This window comes from Chryseobacterium sp. JK1 (genome assembly GCF_050632815.1).
Taxonomy (GTDB): Bacteria; Bacteroidota; Bacteroidia; order Flavobacteriales; family Weeksellaceae; genus Chryseobacterium.
Genome location: NZ_JBODRU010000003.1, coordinates 272,204 through 293,278 on the forward strand (window position 1 = coordinate 272,204; position 21,075 = coordinate 293,278).

The 21,075-nt window shown below is 32.2% G+C and carries 15 protein-coding genes; 8 read left to right on the top strand and 7 right to left on the bottom strand.

All coding sequences use genetic code 11. From position 1 onward, the window contains the following. Positions 1-262: 262 nt before the first annotated feature. Positions 263-463 (bottom strand): hypothetical protein, encoded by a 201-nt coding sequence (locus ACQ76T_RS17945; RefSeq protein WP_431344627.1) that lies wholly within the window; start codon positions 461-463, stop codon positions 263-265. Between the two features lie 134 nt (positions 464-597). Here ACQ76T_RS17945 and ACQ76T_RS17950 point away from each other — a divergent pair, with 134 nt between their 5' ends. Then, positions 598-990 (top strand): helix-turn-helix transcriptional regulator, encoded by a 393-nt coding sequence (locus tag ACQ76T_RS17950; RefSeq protein WP_431344628.1) that lies wholly within the window; start codon positions 598-600, stop codon positions 988-990. Position 991: 1 nt separating this feature from the next. Here ACQ76T_RS17950 and ACQ76T_RS17955 read toward each other — a convergent pair whose 3' ends face one another. The 3 genes from ACQ76T_RS17955 to ACQ76T_RS17965 form a co-directional block, all read right to left on the bottom strand. After that, entirely contained in the window at positions 992-1,825 is an 834-nt protein-coding gene (locus ACQ76T_RS17955; protein ID WP_431344629.1) for a carboxypeptidase-like regulatory domain-containing protein, read from the bottom strand. A gap of 9 nt (positions 1,826-1,834) precedes the next feature. Next, positions 1,835-2,518, bottom strand: a complete 684-nt coding sequence (locus ACQ76T_RS17960) for a hypothetical protein (RefSeq protein ID WP_431344630.1) — start codon at positions 2,516-2,518, stop codon at positions 1,835-1,837. A 575-nt stretch (positions 2,519-3,093) separates the two neighbouring features. Then, complete coding sequence (locus ACQ76T_RS17965; protein ID WP_431344631.1) at positions 3,094-4,215, bottom strand: MutS-related protein; 1,122 nt, start codon at positions 4,213-4,215, stop codon at positions 3,094-3,096. A 554-nt stretch (positions 4,216-4,769) separates the two neighbouring features. Between ACQ76T_RS17965 and ACQ76T_RS17970 the strand changes: the two genes are divergently transcribed. From ACQ76T_RS17970 to ACQ76T_RS17985, 4 genes are read left to right on the top strand one after another with little or no spacing between them, the layout of a single operon-like run. Further along, positions 4,770-6,365 (top strand): T9SS type A sorting domain-containing protein, encoded by a 1,596-nt coding sequence (locus ACQ76T_RS17970; RefSeq protein ID WP_431344632.1) that lies wholly within the window; start codon positions 4,770-4,772, stop codon positions 6,363-6,365. A gap of 1 nt (position 6,366) precedes the next feature. Then, positions 6,367-9,468, top strand: coding sequence for a hypothetical protein (locus ACQ76T_RS17975; protein ID WP_431344633.1), 3,102 nt, complete (start codon positions 6,367-6,369; stop codon positions 9,466-9,468). A gap of 43 nt (positions 9,469-9,511) precedes the next feature. Beyond that, on the top strand, positions 9,512-12,820 hold the full coding sequence (locus ACQ76T_RS17980; RefSeq protein WP_431344634.1) for a DUF6443 domain-containing protein: 3,309 nt from the start codon (positions 9,512-9,514) through the stop codon (positions 12,818-12,820). Next, positions 12,820-13,281: a hypothetical protein gene (locus ACQ76T_RS17985; protein WP_431344635.1), complete on the top strand. Its 462-nt coding sequence runs from the start codon at positions 12,820-12,822 to the stop codon at positions 13,279-13,281. The genes ACQ76T_RS17980 and ACQ76T_RS17985 overlap by 1 nt, the downstream gene beginning before the upstream one ends. A gap of 217 nt (positions 13,282-13,498) precedes the next feature. On the opposite strand, the gene ACQ76T_RS17990 is transcribed toward ACQ76T_RS17985, so the two are convergent. The 3 genes from ACQ76T_RS17990 to katG all read right to left on the bottom strand — a co-directional run bounded on the left by ACQ76T_RS17990 (position 13,499) and on the right by katG (position 18,572). Beyond that, a complete protein-coding gene (locus tag ACQ76T_RS17990) occupies positions 13,499-14,326 on the bottom strand; it encodes a carboxypeptidase-like regulatory domain-containing protein (RefSeq protein ID WP_431344636.1) in 828 nt (275 codons plus the stop codon). Positions 14,327-14,689: 363 nt separating this feature from the next. Continuing rightward, positions 14,690-16,132 carry a serine hydrolase gene (locus ACQ76T_RS17995; protein WP_431344637.1) on the bottom strand — a complete coding sequence of 481 codons (1,443 nt, stop codon included), beginning with the start codon at positions 16,130-16,132 and terminating at the stop codon, positions 14,690-14,692. 163 nt (positions 16,133-16,295) lie between these two features. Next, positions 16,296-18,572 (bottom strand): catalase/peroxidase HPI, encoded by a 2,277-nt coding sequence (katG, locus tag ACQ76T_RS18000; protein WP_431344638.1) that lies wholly within the window; start codon positions 18,570-18,572, stop codon positions 16,296-16,298. Positions 18,573-18,985: 413 nt separating this feature from the next. Here katG and ACQ76T_RS18005 point away from each other — a divergent pair, with 413 nt between their 5' ends. The 3 genes from ACQ76T_RS18005 (at position 18,986) to ACQ76T_RS18015 (ending at position 20,896) form a co-directional block, all read left to right on the top strand. Then, positions 18,986-19,588, top strand: coding sequence for a hypothetical protein (locus ACQ76T_RS18005; RefSeq protein ID WP_431344639.1), 603 nt, complete (start codon positions 18,986-18,988; stop codon positions 19,586-19,588). 425 nt (positions 19,589-20,013) lie between these two features. Then, positions 20,014-20,481 carry a heme-binding domain-containing protein gene (locus tag ACQ76T_RS18010; RefSeq protein ID WP_431344640.1) on the top strand — a complete coding sequence of 156 codons (468 nt, stop codon included), beginning with the start codon at positions 20,014-20,016 and terminating at the stop codon, positions 20,479-20,481. Between the two features lie 4 nt (positions 20,482-20,485). Beyond that, positions 20,486-20,896, top strand: coding sequence for a thiol-disulfide oxidoreductase DCC family protein (locus ACQ76T_RS18015; RefSeq protein WP_431344641.1), 411 nt, complete (start codon positions 20,486-20,488; stop codon positions 20,894-20,896). Positions 20,897-21,075: the final 179 nt, after the last annotated feature.

A 21,075-nucleotide genomic window follows, 5' to 3' on the forward strand; every position in this document is an offset into this window, starting at 1 on the left:
ACATTCATAAAAACTCTCATTAACAGAATATGAATATAATATTTTTAAAACACTTTCTGCAGAATCAGGCATTACACTATGTGAAAATTTTGCCCCCTTCTGAAAGGATACTGAAGATATTTAAAAGAATCAACTTATATTATTGAGGAATAATAATCTATGTAATAAATTTTTCCTCATGAGTATATTACTTAACTATATTAAAATATCATAAAAAAAACAGGTTAAAAAACCTGCTTAAATTTTGATATAGAATGAGAGATTATTTAGCTGCTCTACATTCTGCCCAAGTCATTGTATTTCCTTCCCCACCAACTGGAGCTTGGATGATTGTTACATCTCCAATGACAACATCAAATGAGTGAGTCGCACAATAAAGCCAGCTATATCCTCCACCGATTGATTTCAAAGATGACTTAGTTAATCTTGTTCCTTTGCTTTTTAAGCTTGATAATTTTTTCATATTGAATGTTTATTTTATTAATTCGTTTCAAAAATAAAACCTAATTTTCATTATATAATGAAAAAAAAATGCATTTTTTTGCATCATTTTGTATGCAATTTATTACAAATCTGTATATTTACACAAACTAAACGATGAAAAACAAATTACGCAAATTACGTACAGATAAAGGTATCTCCCAAAAACAAATAGCATCTATCTTACCTACTGATGTGTCAAACTATAATAGAAAAGAATTAGGCGATGTTAAAATCACCAAACAAGAATGGGAAAAAATTTCTGTTTTTCTAGAAGTTTCTGTTGAAGAAATCTTTGAAGCAGATGAAGAAAAAAAAACACCTTCTAAACATAAAAGTCCTATTTTAAATGATACGTTTCTAGGTATAAAGTATTTAGAAATAATACCTTCTATTATAGAAAACCTTCAGGACTTCATTAATATACTTAAAAAAAATAATGAAGAGTTGAAGATGGAAAATCAAAAATTAAAAGATGAAAATACTATTTTAAAGTCACGAATGAATTAATTTATTTTTTAATCAATACATCTAAATTAATAGAAGGAGCTCCAGAAGAAAATTCTTTCCAATCTCCATAATAAACTCTATAATAAGTTTTCTGAGAAAAAGCGAATATATTTCCGCTAAAATAAATATATCCTTTAAAGTCATTAGCTGTTCTAACGGATACAAAGAAGTCCTCGTCTAACCAAATATTTTTGTCTGAAACATCTAAACTAATAACATTATTTTTTATATCTTCATTACTTATCTCTTTTGACAAAGTTTCACTTATCAATGATTCATTAGGTAAATCATTTTTAATACTATATATATCAAATACTAAATTAATTGGAGTATCAATTTTATAATCACTCACATTAATATTAATATTCTTTATTTTAATATGTTTCTTATTTTTTATTTTAATGGCAAATTCTCTAAAAAGGGTTTTGTCCTTTTTGGAGTCATACCCATCATATCTCATTTTTGATTTTTTATTTTCCCCAAGATTTTTTAAAGAAGTTTTTTGTGGTGTGAGAACGACCTGTTGTATGTTAACTACTTTTTCCTTTAAAGTAATATCATGATTATTATTATTCAAATAATCTGATACTTTTATTCTATATGGTTCAAAACCTCCTAAATATGCAATAAGATTTTTACTTTTATCCACATTAGTAAAGTCAATTGAAAAAGCTCCTTTTTCATCGGTGATATCTCCTACATTTTCACCTTCCACTCCAATAACGGCTCCTGAAACTGTTTTTTCTTCACCATCGTAAACAACACCATTTATATTTTGTGAATTATAATTATTAAATAAGAATAGCAGGAAACAAATTCCAATAATTTTTTTCATAAATGTATTTTATTTTTTATTGATATAATCTTGTAACAGATTTTTTAGTTTTTTTTCGATTTCAAAAGTATTAAAATTATTAAAGTTTTTTTCTGAAAATTCATACTTATTATCTAAGTAAATCAAATATGCCTCAAATTCAAACTCGTCCAATCCCTTTTGAACAAAATAGTCGCTGTAAAAAGATTCTTTTATTTTTCTATGGAAATTTTGAATTTCTAAATAATTAGGTTTGTGTTTATCTTTTTTAAAAATCTGTTTGGCTACTAATCCTAATATTCCTCCAGAGCCACCATTTCCCACGCTCAAAATACTAACTTGTCCTTGATACATATTAGGAGCCCCAAAAGTCGGTGTTTCAAGTCTTGAATCTTTTTTTTCTTCAGGATGCGTTTTTATGTAATCTTTTATTTCTTCACTGAGTAATGTTTTCTTATTAGAATTTCTAAGACTTATATCCTTCTTAAAATTTCCTGTTGCATTACCTAAATCAACTTCTTCAATTTCAACGGGTGATTGAATAAGAACTACCGAAATTAAATCAAAAAAATCTTGACGACTTATCTTTCTTGAAGTCCTATCATATTTTTCTTTGATAAATCTTAATTCATCATTCAGATTAGCTTTGATTTTAAAAAAACCTTGATTATCTGAAACTACCTGTTCGCTAGTCTTAATATTAACTACCGTCACATTTTGCAATATATATCCTTGTTCCGAGATCGTATTTCCCGAAACGATATTTTGAGCATATAAAGAAATGCTTAGTAATAGAAAAAACAAATATTTCATGCGAAACTACATAGCATATTGTTTGCCAAATATAGTAAAAGAAAACACCCTAGCAATTTTTAACTATTTCACCATTATTAACAATCAATCATTTTTTATACTATTGGATTAATTAAAAAGAGAGTTATTAAAGCTCCCCGAATTTTATTTTGTAATTTTTCAACTCTTTTTCTGTATTACTTAATAATTTTTCGAGTAGCGAAATCTTATCTTTATCAATTCAGTTTCATCTGCACCAATTATAATGCTTCCATTATTACTACCTCCAACGTTATTGAAGCTCTTAAAGTATTTTTGACTGTCAAAAGACGTTACACCTTCTGAGTCTACATTTGAATACAAACAATCTACTTATGATCGGAAGATTACTTTTTTTTCTAATTTTTCAGCCATATACTCCTAAATAAAATTCTTTAACTCTCTGATATTTTCAATTTTACTTCTCTCATTCTTTGAAATTGAAGCTTAATGAAAATTCAGGAATTCAAAAGTTCATTTAAACCATATTGGTCAAATAGCAATTTTCCTATTTCAAGTCTGGACCAGCCTTCTTTCAACTTATAAGTAAATAACAGGTCATTATTTTCTAAGCGACATTCTAAATTTAGCAATAAAACATTTTCATTTTCAGCTAAATGATTTTCAATAAGATTCAAATGTGTAGAGAAAATAAAAAGAGAATTTTTAAACTTAGATAATCCATTTACTGTACTGACCGTAATTTGGGATGCATCATTAATATTGGTCCCACTAAAAATTTCATCAAATACAACGAAACAGTTTCTAGATTGTAATTCTAACAAAACATTTTTTACATTCACTATTTCCTGAGCAAAATGACTATATCCCTCTTTGAGATTATCATTAACGGAGAAATATAAAAAAATACGATCATAAAACGGAATACTACAATATCTAGCAGGAACTGCAACTCCTAAATGAGCAAGCAAAACAATGGTACTGATTGATTTCATGGCAGTAGATTTCCCCGACATATTCGCCCCTGTAAAAACAAACGTATTTTTATCCTTTATATCTAAAGTATTCTTAACCGCATTATTTAAATCTAAATGGTAGAAGTTTTCAATTGTAAAGGAATTTTCAACGTTAAACTCCGGAAAGATCAAATTATTTAATTTAATTCCTTTTGCTATACTACAATACACATCAAACATAGAGAAGAAATTCCAAAATAAATCAAAATCTCCCGCTTCAATCGCTGGGGTAATTCTGACAAGAATATCTTTTCTTTTTTTAAAATCAAGCTCCTTATTATACGATTCATTGACAGGTAAAGAATTGATAAAAACAATCATTTCGTCGATCTCAGAAGAGTACTTCAAGCAGATTTCCTTCTTTTGAAAATTCCTTAACAACAATCCAAAATGATAAAAAAAGTCGATGAATAAGGAAATATTAGTGTTTATTTCTTTAAAATATTCACGATATTTAATGCTTGTAAAGTAATTATATTGACTCGCATCAATTTCATCCAAAAACTTTTGAATAGCAGAAATTCTATTTTCTTTAATTTCATAGAAATCAGTGATCTGAAAATTCTCCAAAAAAAGTTTCAAAATCTGCTGAACATTCAACATCTCTTCTTTTTTAAAAGATTTTTGACTGAAAAACGAGAATAAGTATTGCCTGGATTTTCTTGTTTTGGTAAAATTGAAATGCGTTAATAGGTCGGAGATGTTTTCCATGATTCATTTGTGTTAATATTTTCATAGGTAAAACTATACATTTAAATGATAATTTCTTTAAAAAAGCATACAATAACCAAAAAAAACTATCATTTTGTAACACTTTTTCAAATTTTATAATTTCTATAATATTTACTTTTTATTATCATTTTTTTTCATAATCCTGAAAAATAATAATTAGATATATTCATATCTGATAGAATTGCTACATCTATAAAGTCCTTTATATAATTTATTTAGCGCCATCCATTATTTTATACACTTATGAATTCTGACATAAATATACTCATTTCCCTTACTTATTTCATCATTATTAAATCCTATAAATACTTTTATATAATTATTAAAAAAACAAAATATCAGTATTAATTTCATTTAATACCCCTTTATACTGTGAGCTAAAAAGAATATCTTTACACGCAAATTAATAACCAACTTAAACTGACATGAAAAAACTCTACATGGGAGCAATATTCTTATGCTCTACTTCAGTTTTGTGTGCTCAGGAAACTATCTGGCAAAAAGATATCCAATCCTCGACACAAGACTTTCTAAGTCAAGTAACCACCACGATCGATCAGCAGTATCTTATTACAGGAAGCGCTATTCAAAGCGATAAGCAGCAAGCTTCAGGCAGTAAGCAAAACAATGGGTACGATTTCCATCTTATTAAATTGAATCAACAGGGAGAAGAAGCCTGGGAAAAATATTTCTCAGGAAATAATCATGACTATTTATCAGCCACGGTGACCACTCAGGATGGCGGTTTTCTCTTAGCCGGAACTTCCTATTCCGGAAAAGGACTGGATAAAAAAGATGATTCTAAAGGCGGTTCTGACATCTGGCTGATCAGAATCAATGAATTTGGAGATGAGTTGTGGCAGAAAACACTCGGAACCTCTTCTGATGAAGAAGCAAGATCTGTTATTCAAACGACGGATTTAGGATTTTTTGTAGCCGGAAATGTTCAGAATGCTTCAAAAGGATACGGTTCCAAAGATGTCTGGATCAGTAGAATTGATAAAGACGGAAAAGAACTTTCCCAACTTATTTTAGGCGGAAAAGGTCTTGATGAAGTAGAGAAAATGATTCCTACGAAGGATGGAGGCGCTTTACTGGGAATTTACTCAAGAAGTTCCGAAGTTCGAGTTTCGGCACCCGAACAACGATCTGCTACTTCAACAGCCATTAGCCAGATGCCAAAAGCCAGCAGCAATTTTGGTGAAGGAGACTATTGGATTGTCAAATTAGACAAAAACGGAAAAGTAGAATGGGAAAAGAACTTTGGAGGGAAAGGAGACGATCATATCAGAACACTGGCTTTAACTTCTAATGGATTTATTATCGGAGGGGAATCGAGATCAGAAAGATCCGGAAACAAAACAGTTGGTATTGAAGAAGGAACTGATCTATGGTTGATTTCTCTGAATGAAAGAGGTGATGAGCAGTGGCAAAAATCCTACAATTTTAAAAACAGGGATATTCTGATGAGTATGAGTGTACTGCATTCAGCGGATGATAAATCTTCCAAAGGAATTCTTTTAGGGGGTTATACTCAGGCCGAAGGCAGAATAGAAAAAGATGATGAAACCTTCTGGATGCTATATCTGGATGAGAATGGTAATGAACAGTGGAGAAAACACATCACCGGAGAATCCAGAAAGAGAGAAGAAAGGTTATCTGACTTAAAACTCAACAGAGACGGTTCGATTATTCTAGCCGGAACCAGCGCCGAAGAATTGGGAAAAGAAAACTGGAAGATCGTCAAATTGGGAGACAAACAGGTTGATAAGCTAATCGAGAAACAAGACATTAAAATTTATCCTAACCCAGTATCCGACTATGCTTATGTAGAAATCGGTTTTGATTTCAAGGAAGCAGATATTGTACTGTATGATATGGGAGGCAGACAGCTTCAGAATATAAAAACAAAGAATAAAGTAACGAAGATCAATACACAGGCATTGGTACAGGGTGCTTATCTGATCACAATAAAAACAAATGACAATAAAACAGCTAATGCTAAACTGATAAAAAAATAACATGAAAAGAGTATTATTTATAGCAACTTTTATTACCACTAATCTTGTATATGGGCAGGACGATCCAAGTTCAATATTAGCATATTCAACCAGTAATACTGCCACTCCGAATGCATATAGTTTTATAAAGTATAAAGAGTCACCTGTAAATTACTACAGCGGAAAAGCATCTTTATCAATTCCTATATATACTATTGATGTTGGCGGCCTTGTTTACCCTATTTCATTAGAATATACTCAGGGAGGAATTCAAGTGAACAGTATTGCCTCGGACGTTGGATTAGGCTGGAGCCTATCATCATGTTTTGTCAATAGAACTGTTGTAGGGGATGCAGATTTGGAAACAATAAATAATAGCCTTACTTCTTACCAGTTGAAATATGGTTTTTTAGATAAGCCATCAGGAAGTCTCTACAATCCAAAGGATGTTCAATATGACTTCTTTCCAGATATCTTTAAAGTATACGCTCCTCAGTTTAGTACAAATTTCTACTTTTATAATAAAACTTCTGCAGTAGAACTTGATAAAAAAGGAACGAAAATAAACTGGACGATAGGTTCAAAAAACCATAATTACCTGATGTCATCTTATAATGGACAATGGATCAATAATGATAAAAGTATTAAAGACTATGAAAATTTTGAGTTAATCAGTAAAAATGGAATTTCATATTCTTTTCAAGATAAGGACTTAACTCATAGTTTTACTTCATCTACAGTAGCATTCGGTACAGGAGAACAATTTGGAAGAATAAAAGGAACCTATCCTAGAGTAAGTGCATGGCATGTTTCTAAAATGAAAAATTTGACGAATAATGAGGAAATCAACTTTACATACGAAACTTACTCTGCAACAAAATATATTGATAATGACATTACAAACGGTCCGAATTATCGTATTGATGCTACATATCCCTCAAAACATACTTCGACCAATTACCTGCCTTTTGCTACTGGATGGGCTAATGACAACGGAAAACATTACAACAGGATGCTTTCTGTGCAACGAATCAAAAAAATCACATTCCGCGGAGGTTCTGTAGAATTTAATTATGGAATAGACAGACAGGATTTGTATAATGGCAAAGCACTTACTAACATTCTTGTAAAAGATGTAGCAGGAAATATAATAAAACAGGTCGACTTAAACTATTCTTATTTTAATTCTACACTTCAAAAAAATGAATTCAGTAAAAGATTAAAATTGATATCTGTACAGGAGTCTGGAAAGAACAAATATCAGTTTGATTACTATGAAGATAATAAACTTCCTAATATTGGTTCTCCTCTTCAAGATATTTTTGGGTATAGCAATTCTGTAGAAACTACATTGGAAACCCCAGCTACTTATACTCCAAAATATTATTTCTATCCCAAAAAAGGAGAAAACAGCATTCTTCCTTACAATCTTTCAAATAATACTCATTATCTGTTGAATGGTCAAGTAGACAAAGAGCCTAATGAATTATCTAAAACATGGTCATTGAAAAAAGTCACATTTCCTACAGGAGGAACAAATACCTATATTTTGGAAAGTAATACTTTTGATTTATGGGGAAATATAGTAAAGGGAGGAGGAGTAAGAGTGAAACAACAAGTTATTCAGGATGAATATTCTTCCAGAACAATAGATTATAAATATAATAAAAATCCTTCTATCAGTAGCGGTTATTTATTTAATACCCCTTACGTAGGTTATCCAGCTTCAACTTTGTATCCTATAACAGCAACAACCCCTCCAGACCTATCAAATTATACTGAGCTTGAAAAATATTTCTTTCTGTATACCAATGCAAAGATAAACTATGATCTTCTCAACAATTTCTTTGTAGGCTACTCACAGGTTGAAGAAAACGAGAATGGGAAAAAGTCAATCTATGAATATACTAATAATGAATATCCCAATATTCAAACAAGAACAGATTACACATATGCTAACATAGTAGCAGGTGTGGGATTTAATCCAGTAGGAAAGTTTATTATTCCCAACAGTGCCTATGGAAATGATGTGTATGCAGATCAAAGTCATAAAAGAGGTGCTCTAAAGTATCTTTCTCAATATGATTCAAATAACAATTTATTATTAAAGAAAGAGAATTTTTATAACAGCTATGACAATTCAGGTCCTATTTCTTACCCTGATAATGTTGAGTTTATAGGATCTTCTATTTATTCTGATCCTATTGGTGGTGGCCTTTCTGAATTAATGCAAAATAAAAAGACATATAGTCCGGTATATAATAATTTGGTACATAGCAAAACAACAACATATAACACAACGGGAGATTTGATACAGGAAAATTATTCTGAATATGATGATGTACAAAATATGCGTACAACAAGAGATCTTATAGGAAACGGAATACAAAATCCTGAATATAAGATTAGCTACTTTTATTACCCTCATTATTTCCCATCCGATATGCAAAACCTTATTAACATTAATAAAATTAATAAGCCTGTCATGACATATAATTTCAAGGGAGAGCTTGATGCAATGGGGGAAGAAGATCCAAACAACTATCCTATTCAGATTGTTTCCATGTCAAAAACTCTCTATAAAAAAGATGCCACTACCAATAATTTTGTACTTCCGGAGAAAATTCAAACAGCTGTAGCAGATACACCTTTTATAGATGGTACAACCAATGATTTATATGATGACAGAGGAAATTTATTACAGTACACCCCTAAAGACGGGATACCAGTAACAGTAATCTGGGGCTATAATCAAACGAAACCAATTGCCAAAATTGAAGGTATTACTTATGCTCAGCTTGCAAGTATAATGGGTTTCCAAAATACCAATACAGGATATAAATCTTTGCCAATTGTAATTAACTCTGATTTGGACACCAATGATAATTTTGAAAATCAAACCTATATACCCTCGTTAAACACTTTCAGACTTAATAGCCAGCTTAAAAATTACAAAATAACTACCCTAGCTTATGATCCTTTGGTTGGAGTAAAAACAATAATTCCTCCTTCTGGAATAAAAGAATATTATGTCTATGATTCTAACGGAAGACTAAAGGAAATAAGGGAAAATGATATCAATGGTAATATTATCAAAGAGTACAAATACAATTACAAACAATAGTTAGTTACCTAAGATAAAAGTTAATTTTTTTAAATAATTGTTAATGAAAAAATTTTTAAACATACTCAGTATTTTGTTGGTAACAGGCTTTGCAAGCGCCCAAACAGCTACTGAAAATTATATACAGACAAGGGTTTATCTTGAACCGGTCACTGCAACCAGCTCTACAGCAAAACAAATTCACACCGTTGAATATTTTGATGGCCTTGGAAGATCAAAGCAGATTGTTAAAGTGAAAGCAACACCTGCCGGTAACGATCTTGTAACTCCTAATGTTTATGATAGTTATGGGTTACAGACAAAAAACTATCTGCAAATTCCTGAAAATTCAACCTCTAACGGAAATATATATCCTCAGAACCCCAGTTCGATTAGCTTTCCTGTAGAAGATGTTACTAATTTTTACCATGCAGAAAAAGCATATTCGGAAACCATAATGGAGATTTCTCCACTTAATAGAGTTTTAAAGCAAAAGCAGGTAGGAAACGCATGGGATTCAGCCCCCATTAATTATAAATACGAAACCAATATCCTCGCAGACGGAGTAAAAAAATATGAGGTAATTTCAACATGGAATCCCTCTTTAAATATTTTCGCCAATACGACACCTACTTCTAAGCCTTATCCTGAAAATTTACTGTATAAGTATACAGTAAAAGATGAAGATGGAAATGAAACCATTACTTTTAAAAACAAACTTGGACAAATTATTTTGACACGAAAAATAATTAGTGCTACAGAAAAAGCCGATACTTATTATGTGTATAATATATATGATCAACTTGTTTATGTAATACCTCCACTAGCCACAGTCGCTCCTCTTTTAGATACGACTACTCTTGGAAAGCTTTGTTATCAATATATTTATGACACTCAAAACAGGCTTGTAGAGAAAAAGCTTCCTGGAAAAGGTTGGGAATACATGGTATATGATAAGCAAAATAGAATTGTCTTAACGCAAGATGCCAAACTTGGTGCAAATAAACAATGGATATTTTCTACATACGATAAGTTTGGAAGAGCTGCATATACAGGAATTCATACTAGTATAGAAAACTATAATAGTGCGGGTCGCTTAGCAGAACAAAACAAAGTAAATGCCAAAGGAAGTAATAATACAGAAAGGAGTACTTCATCTAATACCATAAGTGGTTTAGATTTGTACTATAGCCTTACAACAAGCTATCCTAGCTCATTTACAACCTTACTAACCGTAAATTATTACGATACATATCCTGTTGATGCCCCTCAGGCTTTAAATCCTTTTTCCCAAAACCTTCTTACCGATAATTTATCTAGTACAAATTCAACTAATGGACTTCTGGTAGCTGGTTATGTTAAAAATATTGAAGATGATTCATGGACTAAGACATATTCATGGTACGACAATAAAGGAAGAATAATAGGAACTAAAAATCAATATTCGTCGGGAGGATATACTACCATTGAGAATAAGCTTGATTATTCTGGTGCTATACTTCAAACTAATACCTATCACAAAAAAGAAGCAAATTACATTGAAACATTTATTAAAGAAACGTTTGAATATGATAATCAGTTACGATTATTAAAACATTGGCATCAGATATCAGGACTCCCTCAAGAACTTCTTAGTGATAATACTTATAATGTTATCTCCCAGTTAACCAATAAAAAGGTTGGTGGCACTTTAGGAAACCCTCTCCAAGATATTGACTATAAATATAATATAAGAGGATGGTTGACTAAAATTAATGAGCCGCAGAATTTGAATGGTAAATTATTTGGCTATGAAATTAAATATCAGAATCCAGCGAATATAAATTCTACCCCAAAATTTAATGGAAACATCTCAGAAGTAGATTGGAATTCAGCCAATGGTAATATTTTCAGAAGATATTATTATCAATATGATGGACTTGATAGATTAAAGGATGCAATATATCAAGAGCCATATACCACCCTACCCACAGTGAATCATTATGGAGAATCCTTAACATATGACATAAACGGTAATATTAAAACATTAAAGAGATATTCTTCCGGTTACAGTGCAACCCCTTTCTTAATTGATGATTTGAACTACAGCAACTATAATGGAAATCAACTCATTACAGTAACAGACTCTCAAAATAACAATACTGGATATCCTGCAGGCGGAAACCCTATTAATTATGATGTTAATGGAAATATGATAGATCATATAGATAAAGGAATAGTAAAGATCAATTATAATTACTTAAATCTCCCTTCTCAGGTTCTTTTTGATAACACAACTGCTAAACTTGACTTTAAATATAGAGCAAATGGAACAAAAGCTCAACAAACGTATTCCTATAAAAATCCCAGATCAGGAGTATTTGTTGTTACAGATACTGACTATTTAGATAATTTTCAATATATTTTATCACGTTTACAATTTTATCCTACCTCAGAAGGGTATTATGATTTTGCTTACAACCGATATGTCTATCAGTACAAAGATCAGGTTAATAATATAAGAGTATCATACTATAAAAATGCTTTTGGAGCAACAACTATTGATAAAGAAACCAATTATTATCCGTTTGGAATGGAATATATTGGAGGTACTGGTACTTATCCTTTAAATAGAAACTACAACAATGGATTTCAAAGCCAGGAAAAACAAGAACAGACCGGATGGAGTTCATTTAAATGGAGAAATTATGACCCTAGCATAGGAAGGTTCTTCAACGTGGACCCTTTAAGTGAAAAATATACTTACCAATCTCATTATAACTTTTCTGAAAATAGGGTTGTAGATGGTATAGAACTTGAAGGATTAGAATTCTTTCCCTTTGAAATCCTTTTAGACAATGCAGGTATTGAGCCCATAGGGCCTGCAATGGAACCATTCATGGAACCTAAAATACCTTTTGAACCAGCTGCCGAGCCAGCTATGGAGCCTGTACCAAGTGAGATAGATAATGTTGAAATGACAAAATTTGAGCCTCACGAGTTTGATCCTGCAGGTATTGAAATACCGGATTTTAAAATAGAGAATTCATTGGATGAAGCTTTTGAAAATTATAACCCGGATAATATAGGAAAATATTTTTCAGATAGACCCTTACCGCGTGTCGCAAATAAATCTGGCCAGGGAGAACCTCTTCCAGATGCTGAAGCATTAGGTAGTGAACACACTCAATTAGGAAACAAAGTTGGTAGAAAAGGAACATATAATCAAGCAAGAGAATTTGACAAGAATGGAAAACCTGTTAGAGATATTGATTTTACAGATCATGGTCGCCCTAATGTTCATCCTGATAAACATGTTCATGAGTGGAAACCTAATGAAACAGGAGGAACATACCAAAGATCTAAACAAGCTACACCACTAATTATCCCATAATGTCACAAAATAAATTATTAAAAATAAATAGCTTTGAAAGTGAAAGCAGCGAATTGATTAAAATATTAGAAGCAATTATAAATTATGACTCTCTTATCACTCAATATTATTTTTCAATTCCATTTTTTGATGGTATACCCACTGATAATTTTGAAGGGGAATTTATACAATTTTATGAAGAAGTAAATGAAGGCACAAACTTAATTAAATTCAGCTTTAATGAATTGATAACAATAATTTCAGGATTTCATCAGATATTTGATTTATTACTACTTATTGACAAAATGCCAAATAAATTCAAAAGATTCAATATTGATGAAGAAAAAACAATGTATAATGAAATTTATATAACAATTGCATATTTTGATGGAGGTTTTTGGGAATTAAGTAGTACTGATAATTTATTGATTGATAGGTTGAGTAATGTAATAGATCATGCTAAAATTATAGAGATTATATAATTTTAATTAATTTTATTGTTTGATTGTATGATCAAACAGTATACTTCTATAATAAAATATAGTAACAGAATATTTTTTTCTATTCCTCATACTGCCACACGAAAGGATTCGTGTGGCATTTTATTTAACAATAACCTTAAATTACTTCATTTTTCAATGGTAAACTTCCCTGTTTTGGTAGCCTTCCCTGTTTTTCAGGCAAAAGAAAATTAAATATTTATTTTTCAACCTTCACATCAATATTAATGGCAGGAGAAGCTAATGTTGATTTTTCCCAACTGCCATAGTACTTTCTTTTAAACACAGTTTTAAATAGAGCTCCGCTAAGGAATATATGTCCTTTAAAATAATTCATGAATTGAATACTAACAAAAAAATCACTATTTACATCAATATCTTCATTACTCACATCAAGAGTAAAGGTATTATCGATAATAGAGTCTTTTGTTACAACTGCTGTAATATCCTTATATAAAACAGATTCATTAGGAATATCATTCTTTTCATTATACACATTAATTCTAATTCCAACAGGAACATCCGTCTGAAAATCAGCAATATTCAAATTTATTTTTTGAATTTTCACCTTTCTTTTGTTTGAAAACTTAACTGCCAGTTCACGAGACTGTTCTTCTTTTTCCTTTTTTCTTTCAGGATAAGTGGCAAACAGGATTTTCTTAGATTTAGAATCTACTCCCCAATGTTTATCTTTAAATCGTTTAGGTGTAATAACGACTTCTTCAATATTTCTTATCTTTTCTTTTAAATAAATATTATGATTATTATTTTTTAAAAAACTGTTAATTGGTGTGGTAAATGTTTCAAAGCCGCCAACCTCTACTATTAAGTTCACGTTCTTATCTACACTGCTTAGATCAAGGCTGTAGTTGCCTTTTTCATCTGCAATAGTTCCATTCTCTTCCCCTCCAATACCAATTTTAGCATAGGGAATAGGGCTCTTATCATCTTGAGCAAGTACTTTGCCTGTTATTGTCTGCGCATTTAAAAAAGCACCTAAAAAAAGATAAAAAAATAAAAATTTCATAAAAATCAACTATTTGCTATATCAAAATATACATTTTTAATTCACAACAAAAAACCATAAAAATCTCCTTTTTCCCTTATTATCTCTTCAGAATATCATCCCATTATTTATCAAAAATGATTTCAATTTTATATTACAAAATCAACACATACGACGTTATTGATGATAAATCTATATTATATTAATTTATCATTATATTTTCAATTAATTAATTTTAAAAAAAACTGTCTGTCAAAACATTTACCTTTTAAAATCAATTTTTTAAGATTTATTCTTTATACATATTATTACAAATGTATTGGCTAGTTTTTCTTAGCTATTTTCGCCTTTAAGATTCTCAGACCAAAATCACAACCTGTGTTTCTAGTTTCCTTTCAATATTTTCAACTGTTTGGTTGCATTATTATCTCCTGGGCTCAGTTCCAGAACACGCTCATAATTACGAATAGCTTCCTGCTTTTGGCCATCTTCCGCTAAAGCTTCTGCATAGCTGTCGAATGCATTGGCAAGGGTAGGAAATTCTTTTGTTGCCAATTCAAAGATTTTGAGAGCATCTTTATTTTTTCCGCTCTTTAATAAAGAATATCCAAAACTATTAAGTTCAGAAGCACTTTGTGTAATATTGTATTGGGAGTCCGCTTTTATTTTTTTGTAGAAATCAATTGCCGGCAAAATACCAGATAATTTGTAAACTTCACCCATTTTATAAGAAACAGGAATCTTGGGAAGCTCATAAGTTTTATTATTCACAATCTGATAAATAGTCCCTGCAATATCTTCAAAATGATTCCCTCTTCTGTTTGCCGAACTGTTATCCAATAAAATAATATGGATTTTATCATCAATAAAATTGCTCGTCAGGGCAGAAAAGCCGTTGATAGCACCTGGTCTTACAACGACAAGACCATTATTCATTTTACCTATAAAAACCCCCAGTCCATGAGTGGTCATTCCGGGAGTATAAATAAGTTTTTTACTTGCTTCCGAGATCAAAGCATTGCGATCCATTGCCTGCATCCACAATTCCATATCTGCTGATGTAGAATAAAGGGCTCCTGCAGAATAAGTAGAAGTGTACATATTAATAGGACGTGCATTTTTGTATCCGTTAAAATCATATTCATAGCCACGGGCTCTTTGGTCAAGAATTTCAGATGGTGTATCAATTCCTGAATTTTTCATTCCAACCTTATCGAAGATATTTTCCTTGATATACTGTTCATAAGGCTTTTGGGCTACTGCTCCTACAATGAGACCTAGCAGGTAATAATCTGTATTACAATAATTGTATTTTGTTCCCGGTTGAAAAAGAAGTTCTTTGTCCTGAAGATATTGTTTTGCAAACTGCTCAGGAGTTATTTCCAAGTGGGCCAATACATCATAAAAATCAGCTCTTTCCGTATAATTCTTTAATCCTGAAGTATGAGCAAGCATTTGTCTTACTGTAATTTTACTGCCCAACTCCTTATCAAACCAAGGAAGATAGTCCGAAATTGTTTTATCAAGGTTAATTTTTCCTTTTTCCACTAATTGAAACACCGCTACAGAAGTGAAAAACTTACTATTTGAACCTATTCTGAATTTAGTCTGGGCACTGTTTGGCATTTTCCATTCAAAATCTGCCATTCCATAGCTTTTTGAAAAAAGAATATTTCCGTTTTTCGTAACGAGAACATTTCCGTTGAATTTTTTGATATCTGAATACGACTGCATCAGCTGATCTATCTTCTCAGAGGTGATCTGGCTCCAAAGAGGATTCCAGATGATTAACAATAACAGCAATAGAATAATGGAGCGTTTTTTCATGATTTTAGCAGTTAATGATTAAAAAAATGTCAATTAAAACATAAAACTTATTCTATATATTAGACACCATAAATATAAATTTTGTTACAAAATCGTACTAAATAAAAAAAAGACGATAATAAATATCGCCTTTCTTAAATTACTTTTCATTTTTACTTCCATCTTAGATCAGATCAAACCTGTCCAGATTCATTACTTTCGTCCATGCGGCCACAAAGTCATTTACAAATTTTCCTTGAGCATCGCTGCTTCCATACACTTCAGCCACCGCTCTCAATTCGGAATTTGATCCGAATACAAGATCAGCACGGCTGGCAGTCCATTTTGGTTGCCCGGATGAACGGTCACTTCCCATATAAAGCTCTTTGTCTTCTGACATTGCTTTCCATTGGGTTCTCATATCTAAAAGATTTACAAAGAAATCGTTGGTAAGAGCTCCGGGACGGCTTGTCCATACTCCGTGTTTTGAACCGTCAAAATTAGTATCTAAAGCTCTCATTCCTCCTACTAAAACGGTCAGTTCCGGAGCGGTAAGAGTCAGCAACTGTGCTTTATCAATTAATAAAGATTCTGTAGAAACCGTGAATTTTCTTTTCAGATAATTACGGAAACCATCAGCAGCAGGTTCAAGATATCCCATAGATTCTACATCGGTTTGTTCCTGGGATGCGTCCATTCTTCCTGGAGCAAAAGGAACTTTCACTTCATGTCCTGCATTTTTTGCGGCGGCTTCCACAGCTGCACTTCCTGCTAAGACAATTAAATCGGCTAAAGATATTTTCTTACCTCCAAATTGAGAGTCATTAAATTCTTTCTGAATACCTTCCAATACTCCCAATACTTTCTGTAATTGTGCCGGATTATTCACCTCCCAGTTTTTTTGAGGTTCCAGTCGTATTCTTGCTCCATTGGCTCCCCCACGTTTATCACTTCCTCTAAAAGTAGAAGCTGAAGCCCAAGCGGTAGATACAAGCTCGGAAATATTTAATCCTGAATTCAGTACTTTTGACTTCAGTGTTTCTATATCGTTGGCATCCACCAATTCATGATTTACCCCTGGAATAGGATCCTGCCAGATCAATTCTTCTTGTGGAACATCCGGCCCCAGATAACGGGCACGTGGTCCCATATCTCTGTGAGTAAGTTTGAACCAGGCTCTTGAAAAGGCATCTGCAAAGGCGTCAGGATTTTCGTAAAAGTGTCTTGAAATTTTTTCGTAAACAGGATCCAATCTCAAAGAAAGGTCTGTTGTCAACATCGTTGGTTTATGTTTTTTGGAAGAATCGAATGCATCAGGAATAATCTCTGCTCCGTCTTTTGCTACCCACTGATGAGCTCCTGCCGGGCTTTTTGTAAGTTCCCATTCATTTTCAAAAAGGTTTTTGAAGAAATAGTTGCTCCACTCAGTGGGAGTTTCGGTCCAGGTTACTTCCAATCCGCTGGAAATAGCATCTTTTCCACTACCTGATTTATAGCTGCTTGCCCATCCTAATCCTTGCTGCTCAATTCCCGCTCCTTCAGGTTCTTTTCCCACATGATCTGCAGGGCCTGCTCCATGGGTTTTTCCAAAAGTATGTCCTCCTGCAATTAAAGCAACTGTTTCTTCATCGTTCATCGCCATACGTCCAAAAGTATCACGAATATCTTTAGCAGCTGCAATGGGGTCAGGGTTTCCATCCGGTCCTTCAGGATTTACATAGATCAGTCCCATTTGTACTGCGGCCAATGGATTTTCAAGGTTTCTGGAGTGAATATTTCCGTCTGCTTTATCATCTGCGGATAACACTCCGTGTTTTTCCACCACTCCTTCAGAGCCATGTGCATAGCGTACGTCTCCTCCTAACCATGTTTTTTCAGAACCCCAGTATACATCCATTTCCGGTTCCCATACATCAGGACGCCCTCCGGCAAATCCAAATGTTTTGAAGCCCATAGATTCTAGGGCGATATTTCCAGTAAGAATCAGAAGGTCTGCCCAGGATATATTTCTTCCATACTTTTGTTTAATCGGCCACAAAAGCCTTCTTGCTTTATCAAGACTTACATTATCCGGCCAGCTATTGAGCGGTGCAAAGCGTTGCTGCCCTGCTCCTGCTCCTCCCCTTCCATCTCCTACACGATACGTTCCGGCACTGTGCCACGCCATACGGATGAACAAAGGTCCATAATGTCCGAAATCTGCGGGCCACCAGTCTTGTGAATCCGTCATCAATGCATGCAAATCTTTTTTAACGGCTTCAAGATCGAGGCTTTCAAATGCTTTGGCATAATCAAAATCTTTATCCATAGGATCAGACAGCGATGAATGCTGACGCAGAAGGTCTACTCTAAGCTGATCCGGCCACCAATCAGAATTTTGGGTTCCTCCGCCTGCTACGTTTTTCTTCATTGCTCCATTGTGAAACGGGCATTTACTGATGTCATTCAAATCGTTTTCCATTTTCGTTTATTTTGTTATTGATTAATACAGTCTAAATTTTCTTTTGTAAGAATATGACAAACCTACAACGTTTAAATAATAAATACAATCTATTAATTTTTATTTAATCGATAGTTAAAAACTATATAAAAACTATTTCCGCCCGCATGAGAGCCAAGACATAATTGTGGTATTAAGTTAGGAATTTTTTAAATCAACTTAAATAAAAACAGTTTTATACGGCTCAATTTAGAATCACTCAACGTAAGAGTTGATCTCAAAAATGAAAAATGAAGTCCGGAAGTAAAAATGCAGGGACTGAGAAGAACTTAAATCACATTTATGATTAACTCAATTATGGATTTCCGTAAGGAAATTATCACTCTACAATATAGTTTTGTGAAGTTTCAATCATTAAAAAATCAATTTTAACTATGAAAAAAATCATCTATTCATTAATGGTCACTGGACTATTAATTTCGTGCGGAAAATCAATTGAAAGTGATGCTAAAGCCATCGCAGATTTAATGTGTAAATCACAAAAAGATTTATCCAATACATCAGAAAATTTAAAATACGTTGATGAAATAGAAAAAATAGAAGCTAAGTACGAAGGTGAAGAAAAAGAAAAGCTTGAAAAATTAGCAGAAGAACTTTATATTAAACAATGTCGTAATAAAGATGTTTCAAATCTATATAACTCTTCAGAAAAAGATACACTCCAAGAAGGAGAGACTGTTCTTTCAAGTGATCCAAATTTAAATGAAGATGATTACAATATTCAATCTTCTACAAATAATAATTATGATAAAATGTTAGATGACTATGAAAAATACGTTGACCAATATTTAGTTGTTTATAAAAAAGCCATGAATGGTGACCAATCAGCAATGATCGAATATCCTGCACTTTTAAGTAAAGCACAAGAGCTCGAAAAAAGTATGCAATCAGCAGATAGAGGCGGCGATTTATCAGTTCAACAATTAAAAAGGATGAATGATATTAACTTCAAAATGCTTGGAGCAATGCAAAATTAATGAAGAGACACATCAACTTATCATTATTTTAATAAACGGATATACAGTATGCATCAAATAAAGACACAGAGAAAATTTTTTTTCTGTGTCTTAAATGTAATTTCCATTATTTTTTTGACTAATGCTAACATTTCTGATGGAAACCACGAACGTTATATTCTTAACTAAATTTTGATGGTGTTTTCTTATATTATGCAGCCATCTTACCACTTCCTGTAATTCCATAAACTGTAGTAATTATACAGAGGCAATGGAAATTTGATACAAAAAGACTGTCATAAAATTTGACAGTCTCTTTTTAATTAAAATATTGGGTGTAAATTTCCAATGACCTTTTCAAAAGTAATTTCCCGCTTTTTACTTTATCATTCGGCTTACAAATAATTTGACTATCTTTAAGTTATCCAACATGAATATTCTTACCTATGAAAAAAATAATTGTTGTTATTCTCGTAGCTTTCGTCATCATTCAGTTTTTCCCTATCGACAAAACCAATCCGCCTCCCACTCCGGGTATGGATTTTTTAAGGATCAAGCAGAGTCCGGAAAAAATAGCAAAGATGATTAGGACCTCATGCTATGACTGTCATTCCAATGAAACAAAATATCCGTGGTATTCCAGTATATCACCTGCATCGTGGTTTGTAAAAAATCATATTAATGAAGGAAGAAAACATCTTAATTTTTCTACTTTTGCAGTGTATGAAACTAATAGGCAGCTTCATAAGCTGGATGAATGCATAGAAATGATTGAAAAGAAAGAGATGCCGCTTGAGTCTTACTATGTGGGCCATCAAAGTGCTAAGCTGACCGATGAACAGAGGGCTGAACTTGTTCATTATTTTAAAAGAGTAAAAGAAGATACGGAAAGAAGAATCATGTTTAATAAATAAAATCATGGAGAACTGGGAGAACAAACATATCGTTTTTTTTGACGGAGATTGTGGTGTATGTAATTTCTGGGTTCAGTGGATATTGGAAAGAGATAAAAAAGACCAATTCATGTTTGCCTCGCTTCAATCTGAGTTCGGGCAACAATTTTTATCGGAAAGAGGATTGGAAACAAAAGTATTTAATACTTTATATCTTTGGAAACCTAAACATTATTACCAGATAAAATCAAGAGCAGTCCTTGAGATCGCTAATATATTAGGAGGGATCTATAAAATTTCTGTTATTGGAAAGATTCTTCCGGCATTTTTAAGTGATAAAGCTTATGACCTTGTTTCAAAAAACAGAATGAAGCTTGCCAACCAAAAGTGTTATTTGCCTGATCAGCATCAGAAAAAGAAGTTTATTCAGGTGTAATTTGTCTTTTGTAAAAGAAACTATTTATTTTTTTGAAACATTAAAATTGTATTGAGGTGTTGAGAATATTAAGATTAGCTTCGTTTTAAGCTTAAAAATCGGGATAATTTATTTTAATTCTATTTTCTTAAACATTTCTTATTGGTTTTAATCTATTTAAAATATCATTCCGTAAGAGT